Below are 6,748 nucleotides of genomic sequence, written 5' to 3' on the forward strand. Positions count from 1 at the left end.
GGCCGCCCGCGCCCCCCCGCCCCCCCCCCCCCCGCCGCCCGGGTGTGCCCGCCCGGTTGCGCCCCGCCGCCCCGGGCCGGGCGGGGCCGGTGTCGTAGGCTCACTCGACGTCGCCGCGTTCGCCGGCGCGCCGACCACGAGCCGGGCGGGGAGAGCCACAGCAGATGAGCACGGCATCGAGCACCGAGTCGTCCAGCGCCGAACCCGGCGCCCCGACGCCTCCGGTGACGACGGACGAACGGCCGGAGCCGGAGCGCACCGCCCCGGGCCGCTTCGGCGCCCTGATGGACCGCTTCGCGCCCGCGCTCGGCGCGTACGCCGTGGTCAAGGCCACCGGCCTGACCGTCTTCATGATGCTGCTGGCCCACACCGGGGACTACCTCAAGAAGGACCCGGGCCGCGGCGGCGGCGCCCAGCCGTGGGACGTGCTCGGCACCTGGGACGGCATCTGGTACCAGCGGATCGCCGAGAACGGCTACGACCCGCAGCTGATCCCGCTGCACGGCTTCCCGCTGGCCAGCTACTACGAGAACTCGGCGGCCTTCTTCCCGCTCTACCCGTGGCTGATGCGGCTGGTCGGCGCGGTCACCGGGCTCGGCCCGTACGGCTCCGGCATCGTCGTGTCGGTGCTCGCCTCGTTCGTCGCGGCGGCCGGCATCTTCGCGGTGGCCGAGCGGCTCGGCGGCTGGCGGGCGGGCGTGATCGCCGCGGTGCTCTGGGGCCTGTTCCCGGGCTCCGGCGTCGAGTGGGCGGTCTACTCGGACTCGCTGTTCGTCGCGCTGTCCGCCTGGGCCTGCTACTGCGTGATGACCCACCGCTGGGTCGCCGCCGGGCTGCTGACCCTGGCCGCGGGCCTCAACCGCCCGACCGCCGCCGCCCTGATCGCCGCCGTCTCGGTCGCCGCCCTGGTGGCGCTCGTCCGGCGCACCGACGGCGTCCGCCGCCCGCTCTTCGCGATGCTGATCACGCCGTGGGGCCTGCTCTGGTACGTCGCCTGGGTCGGCTACCGGATGGGGGACTGGGGCGGCTACTTCAAGCTCCAGCGCGGCGCCTGGAACCGCTACTTCGACTGGGGCGCCTCCACCTCCCGCACGGCCCTGGACGTGGTCACCGGGCACTGGAACTTCTGGCAGTCCAACCCGGCCCCCGACCTGATCGCGATCGCGCTGCTGATCGCCCTGCCCGGCCTGCTGGTGCTGCTGCTGCGGCTGCGCCCGCCGCTGGTCCTGGTGATCTACACGCTGCTGACCATCTTCACCGCGCTGAGCAGCAACCAGATCTTCGACAACATCTCGCGCTACCTGCTGCCAGCCTTCCCGCTCTGCGTCGGCCTCGCGGTCGCGCTGCGCCGGGTGCGGACGCCCTCGCTGATCGGGCTGTTCGCGATGCCCGCGATCGCGGCCGGCTGGTACGCCGGGTACGCGCTGTTCGAGATGGGCATCCCGTAGGCCGTCCCGCGCTGGGGCGGTTCGTGTGCGACGGCACGCCGGTTGGTTGGCTACGGGATCATCTGTCGACGGACGGCACGTTGCTAACCTCGGACGCATGACGACGACCCCGCCCGTGCGGCAGATCCGCGACATCTCCGGCCTGCTGGACCACGCGAGCCACGTGCTGGCGACCCGGATGGCGTCGGCCTTCACCGAGCTCGGGATCACCCCCCGCGCGTACTGCGTGCTGTTCCACGCGCAGGAGGCGGAGCGCACCCAGATCCAGCTCGCCGAGCTGGCCGACCTGGACAAGACGACGATGGTGGTCACCGTCGACGAGCTGGAGAAGGCGGGCCTGGCCGAGCGCCGCCCGTCCGCCATCGACCGCCGGGCCCGGATCATCTCGGTCACCGAGGCGGGCGAGCGCGCCGTCGAGCGGGGCACCGAGATCGCCGACCGGGTGCACCGCGAGGTGCTGGACGCCCTGCCGGAGCCCGAGCGCGGGGTCTTCGTGTCGGCGCTGACGCGCCTGGTGGACGGCCACCTGGCGGAGCCCGTGGAGAGCGAGCGGACGGTCCGCCGCGCCCGCCGCGCCCGGAGCTGAGCGGATCGCCGCGAGCTGCTCCCGAGATAGATAGTCCCGAACAAAACAATCTGCTAGCGTCTTACCCGGTACTCGACGAACCGGGAGACCCGCCATGCCCACGCACGCCCCGACCGCGCCCGCCCCGGCGCCCGCCGCCCCCGTCCGTTCCCGCGCACTCGCCCTCGCCGTGCTCTGCGCGGGGATGCTGATGATCGTCCTGGACGGCTCGATCGTCACCGTGGCGCTGCCCGCCATCCGGGACGACCTGCACTTCTCGCCCGCCGGCCTGACCTGGACGGTCAACGCCTACCTGATCGCCTTCGGCGGCCTGCTCCTGCTCGCCGGCCGCCTCGGCGACCTCGTCGGCCGCAAGCGCGTCTTCGTCGCCGGGCTCGGCGTCTTCACCGCCGCGTCGCTGCTCTGCGCCCTCGCCCCCGGCCAGGGCGTGCTGATCGCCGCCCGCTTCCTCCAGGGGGTCGGCGGTGCGACGGCCTCGGCCGTCAGCCTCGGCATGATCGTCACGCTCTTCCCCGAGCCCCGCGAACGCGGCCGGGCCATCGGCGCGTTCAGCTTCGTCGGCGCGGCCGGCGCCTCCGTCGGCCAGGTGCTCGGCGGCGTGCTCACCCAGGCGCTCAGCTGGCACTGGATCTTCCTGATCAACCTGCCGCTCGGCCTCGCCGCCGCCCTGCTCGCCGTCCGCGTGCTGGCGGCCGACAGCGGCCCCGGCCTGCGGGCCGGCGCCGACGGGCTCGGCGCCGCGCTGATCACCGCCGCCCTGATGCTCGGCATCTACGCCATCGTCGGCACCGGCGAGCACGGCTGGGCCTCGGCCCGCACCCTCGGCCTCGGCGCGCTGTCGCTCGCCCTGCTGGCCGGCTTCCTGCTCCGCCAGGCCCGCGCCGCCCACCCCCTGCTGCCGCTGCGGACGTTCCGTTCACGGAACGTCTCCGGCGCCAACGCCGTCCAACTGCTCATGGTCTCCGGGCTGTTCGGCTTCCAGATCCTGATCGCGCTCTACCTGCAGAACGTCCGCGGCTACGGCGCCGCCGCCACCGGCCTCGCGATGCTCCCCGCCGCACTCGCCATCGGCACGGTCTCGCTGGCGCTCTCCGCCCGCCTCAACGCCCGCTTCGGCGAACGCCCGGTGCTGCTGGCGGGTCTCGTCCTGCTGGTCGCCGCCCTCGCGCTGCTCATCCGGCTGCCCGCCGACGCGGACTACGTCCTCGACCTGCTCCCGACGATGCTGCTCGCGGCCGGATTCGGCCTCGCGATCTCGGCCCTCACCGCGCTGGGCATGTCCGGTGCCGGGCCGGCCGACGCGGGCACCGCCTCCGGGCTCTTCAACACCACCCAGCAGGTCGGCGGCGCACTCGGCGTCGCCGTCCTCACCACCCTCGCCGACCGCTCCTCGGATTCACCCGTGGGGGGCTTCCACGTCGCCTTCGCGGTGGCCGCCGGCCTGCTGGTGCTCGCCACGCTGCTCGCCGCAGTGGTGCTCCGCCCCGCCGGGGCCGACCGGTGACGAGCCGTCAGACACCTTCGCCCCGAGGCCGGTTCGGCCGTCGGGGCGTTCGGTTTCGTCGGATCTGCCGGTCCGTCCGGCCGCGTTACGGCCAGACCAGGCAGTACAGCTGGTGGCCGGCCTCGTGCAGGCGGTTGGCGAAGTCCTGCCACTCGTGCAGCATGCTGTAGATCACGAAGGCGTCGCGCGGGCCCCGGCGGTCGGGCACGGTGGACCAGATGAAGGCCGCCGCGCCGAGCTCGGTCTCGTCGGCCTTGCGCAGCGGTTCGACGACGTTCTGCGGGAGCTGGACGACGGCGTAGTCGGGGTGCAGCACGACGAGTTCCAGCGGCGGGACCTGGTGCAGCGGGACGCCCTGGATGCCGGTGAGGACCATGGCGCTCATGGTCTCCGGCTTGATCTTGGTGGAGAGGTGCCCGTTGGGGGACCCGCTGGTCTCCATCAGGTCGCCGAGGCGCCCCAGCGAGCCCAGCTCACCCGCGTCCAGGCCGAGTCCACCCGGGCCGAGCGCGGTGGGGACTCTGGCGGCCGTCGCACGGTCGGGTGCGCCGAAGTACTTGTACGTCACCCCCACGCGTCCCTCACCCCGCCTCTCGCCGCCGCGGCGACCGCGTCCCGTCCCCGCTCCCGTACCCCCGCGTGCGGCCTCGGCAGGCCTGCGGGAGCCCCCCGCGGCCTCGTCGTAGCCGTCCTGCGCCTCGGACACTCGGACCATCCTCACCGGAATTCGCCGGAATCGACAGACCCCCGCACGCCCGGCGTCCCTCCGGACGTGCTCCTTACCCGTCATGCGCCGCCGTACCCACTCGCGGGCCCTACCCACTCGCGGAAGGCGGCAGTCCTCTCCACACCCCTGCACACAACCGGAGCGCCTGCGCACTCTGAGTGCACAGTCTGACTGGTCCGCGCCGCGGGGCAGTCAGCGCCCCCGTCTCTACGGACAACCGTACAGACAACGGTGCCCGGATCATCGTTCCAGATGATCGGGTCCGACATGCAGAGGTCAAGGACACGATTTGAGACCATGTCTCCCGTGAGCTACCCCTACGAAGCCCCCCAGTCCCAGTCGCTGTTCGACCGCGCGTCGGTCGTCACGCCCGGCGGCGTCAACTCCCCGGTGCGCGCCTTCCGCGCGGTCGGCGGCACGCCGCGCTTCATGGTGTCCGGAACCGGCCCCTACCTCACCGACGCCGACGGCCGCGAGTACGTCGACCTGGTGTGCTCGTGGGGTCCGATGATTCTCGGCCACGCGCACCCCGCGGTGATCGACGCCGTGCAGGCGGCGGTCGTCCGCGGCACGTCCTTCGGCACGCCCGGCCAGGGCGAGGTCGAGCTCGCCGAGGAGATCGTCGCGCGGATCGCCCCGGTCGAGCAGGTCCGGCTGGTCTCCTCGGGCACCGAGGCCACCATGTCCGCGATCCGGCTGGCCCGAGGCTTCACCGGCCGGGCGAAGGTCGTGAAGTTCGCGGGCTGCTACCACGGTCACGTGGACGCGCTGCTGGCCGCCGCCGGTTCCGGCGTCGCCACCTTCGGCCTGCCCGACACCCCGGGCGTCACCGGCGCCCAGGCCGGCGACACCATCGTGCTGCCCTACAACGACCTCGCCGCGGTCGAACAGGCCTTCGCCGCGCACCCGGGCGAGATCGCCTGCGTGATCACCGAGGCCTCGCCCGGCAACATGGGCGTCGTCCCGCCGCTGCCCGGCTTCAACGCCGGCCTGGCCCGCCTCTGCCGGGACAACGGCGCGCTGTTCATCTCCGACGAGGTGATGACCGGCTTCCGCGTCTCCAAGGCCGGCTGGTACGGCCTGGAGGCCGCGCACGAGGGCTGGGCGCCGGACCTGCTCACCTTCGGCAAGGTCATGGGCGGCGGCTTCCCGGCCGCGGCCTTCGGCGGCCGCGCCGACGTGATGGCGCACCTGGCCCCGGCCGGCCCGGTCTACCAGGCCGGCACCCTCTCCGGTAACCCGGTCGCCACCGCCGCCGGCCTCGCCCAGCTGCGCGGCTGCACCGACGAGGTCTACGCGACGGTGGACCGGGTCGCCGCCGAGGTCTCCGGCCTGGTCACCGAGGCGCTCGCCAAGGAGGGCGTGGCGCACCGGCTGCAGACCGCCGGGAACATGTTCTCGGTGTTCTTCACCGAGGCCGCGGTCACCAACTACGACGAGGCCAGGACCCAGGAGGCGTACCGTTTCACCGCCTTCTTCCACGCGATGCTCGCCGAGGGCGTCTACCTGCCGCCGTCCGCCTTCGAGTCCTGGTTCGTCTCGGCGTCCCACGACGAGCGGGCGATCGAGCGGATCGCCGCCGCCCTGCCGGCCGCCGCGCGCGCGGCCGCCGCGGCCACGGCCTAGTCCACCCCGAGCCCCAGGAGTCTTGAGAAGTGAGTGCCGAAGAGATCACCGTCGTCCACCTGATGCGGCACGGTGAGGTGCACAACCCGGAGGGCGTCCTGTACGGCCGCCTGCCGGACTACCACCTGTCCGAGCTGGGCCGGCGGATGGCCGACCGGGTCGCCGAGGACCTGGCCGGACGGGACATCACCCACGTGGTGGCGTCCCCGCTGGAGCGGGCGCAGGAGACCGCCGAGCCGATCGCCAAGGCGCACGGCCTGGAGGTCGCGGCGGACGCGCGGCTGATCGAGGCGGAGAACATCTTCGAGGGCAAGACCTTCGGCGTCGGTGACGGCTCGCTGCGCAACCCGGGCTACTGGAAGTACCTCACCAACCCGTTCAAGCCCTCCTGGGGCGAGCCCTACCTCGACCAGGTCGTGCGGATGATGGGCGCGCTCGGCGCCGCCCGGGACGCCGCCCGCGGGCACGAGGCGGTCTGCGTCAGCCACCAGCTGCCGATCTGGATCGTCCGCTCCTTCGTCGAGCGCCGCCGGCTGTGGCACGACCCGCGCAACCGGCAGTGCTCGCTGGCCTCGCTGACCAGCTTCACCTTCGAGGGCGACAAGATCGTCTCGGTCGGCTACCGCGAGCCGGCCCGCGACCTGCTGCCCGCGCACCTGGTGGGCAAGGGCCGCAAGGGCGACAAGCCGGTGGGCAAGAGCTTCGGCGCCTGAGGCTCCGAGGCCCGCGGACGACGCGCCCGAGGGCCCGTTCGAGACTCGCCCGAACGGCCCGTAAGCGGGGTGTAAGTATGGGGCGCGGGCGCGCCGCTTATAACCCCCGCGCGGGGGGGCCCGCCCGCGCGAGCGGGGTGGGCG

The 6,748-nt window shown here is 73.5% G+C and carries 6 protein-coding genes; 5 read left to right on the forward strand and 1 reads right to left on the reverse strand.

Annotated elements, in window-relative coordinates; all coding sequences use genetic code 11:
- Positions 1-164 precede the first annotated feature (164 nt).
- From ACFV4G_RS27280 to ACFV4G_RS27290, 3 genes are all read left to right on the forward strand, one after another.
- The gene (locus ACFV4G_RS27280) at positions 165-1,448 is read left to right on the forward strand and encodes a hypothetical protein (protein WP_380444721.1); all 1,284 of its coding nucleotides are present in this window, start codon (positions 165-167) and stop codon (positions 1,446-1,448) included.
- A 97-nt stretch (positions 1,449-1,545) separates the two neighbouring features.
- The gene (locus ACFV4G_RS27285) at positions 1,546-2,034 is read left to right on the forward strand and encodes a MarR family winged helix-turn-helix transcriptional regulator (protein WP_380444722.1); all 489 of its coding nucleotides are present in this window, start codon (positions 1,546-1,548) and stop codon (positions 2,032-2,034) included.
- Between the two features lie 94 nt (positions 2,035-2,128).
- On the forward strand, positions 2,129-3,538 hold the full coding sequence (locus tag ACFV4G_RS27290) for an MFS transporter (RefSeq protein ID WP_380444723.1): 1,410 nt from the start codon (positions 2,129-2,131) through the stop codon (positions 3,536-3,538).
- An 85-nt stretch (positions 3,539-3,623) separates the two neighbouring features.
- Here the strand turns inward: ACFV4G_RS27290 and ACFV4G_RS27295 are convergent, their stop codons facing one another.
- Positions 3,624-4,253, reverse strand: a complete 630-nt coding sequence (locus tag ACFV4G_RS27295; RefSeq protein WP_380444724.1) for a hypothetical protein — start codon at positions 4,251-4,253, stop codon at positions 3,624-3,626.
- Between the two features lie 309 nt (positions 4,254-4,562).
- On the opposite strand from ACFV4G_RS27295, the gene hemL reads away from it, so the two are divergent.
- Together hemL and ACFV4G_RS27305 are read left to right on the forward strand one after the other, a co-directional pair.
- The gene (gene hemL / locus ACFV4G_RS27300) at positions 4,563-5,891 is read left to right on the forward strand and encodes a glutamate-1-semialdehyde 2,1-aminomutase (RefSeq protein ID WP_380444726.1); all 1,329 of its coding nucleotides are present in this window, start codon (positions 4,563-4,565) and stop codon (positions 5,889-5,891) included.
- 62 nt (positions 5,892-5,953) lie between these two features.
- Complete coding sequence (locus ACFV4G_RS27305; RefSeq protein ID WP_380444772.1) at positions 5,954-6,604, forward strand: histidine phosphatase family protein; 651 nt, start codon at positions 5,954-5,956, stop codon at positions 6,602-6,604.
- Positions 6,605-6,748 lie beyond the last annotated feature (144 nt).

The organism is Kitasatospora sp. NPDC059747 (assembly GCF_042732955.1).
GTDB lineage: Bacteria > Actinomycetota > Actinomycetes > Streptomycetales > Streptomycetaceae > Kitasatospora.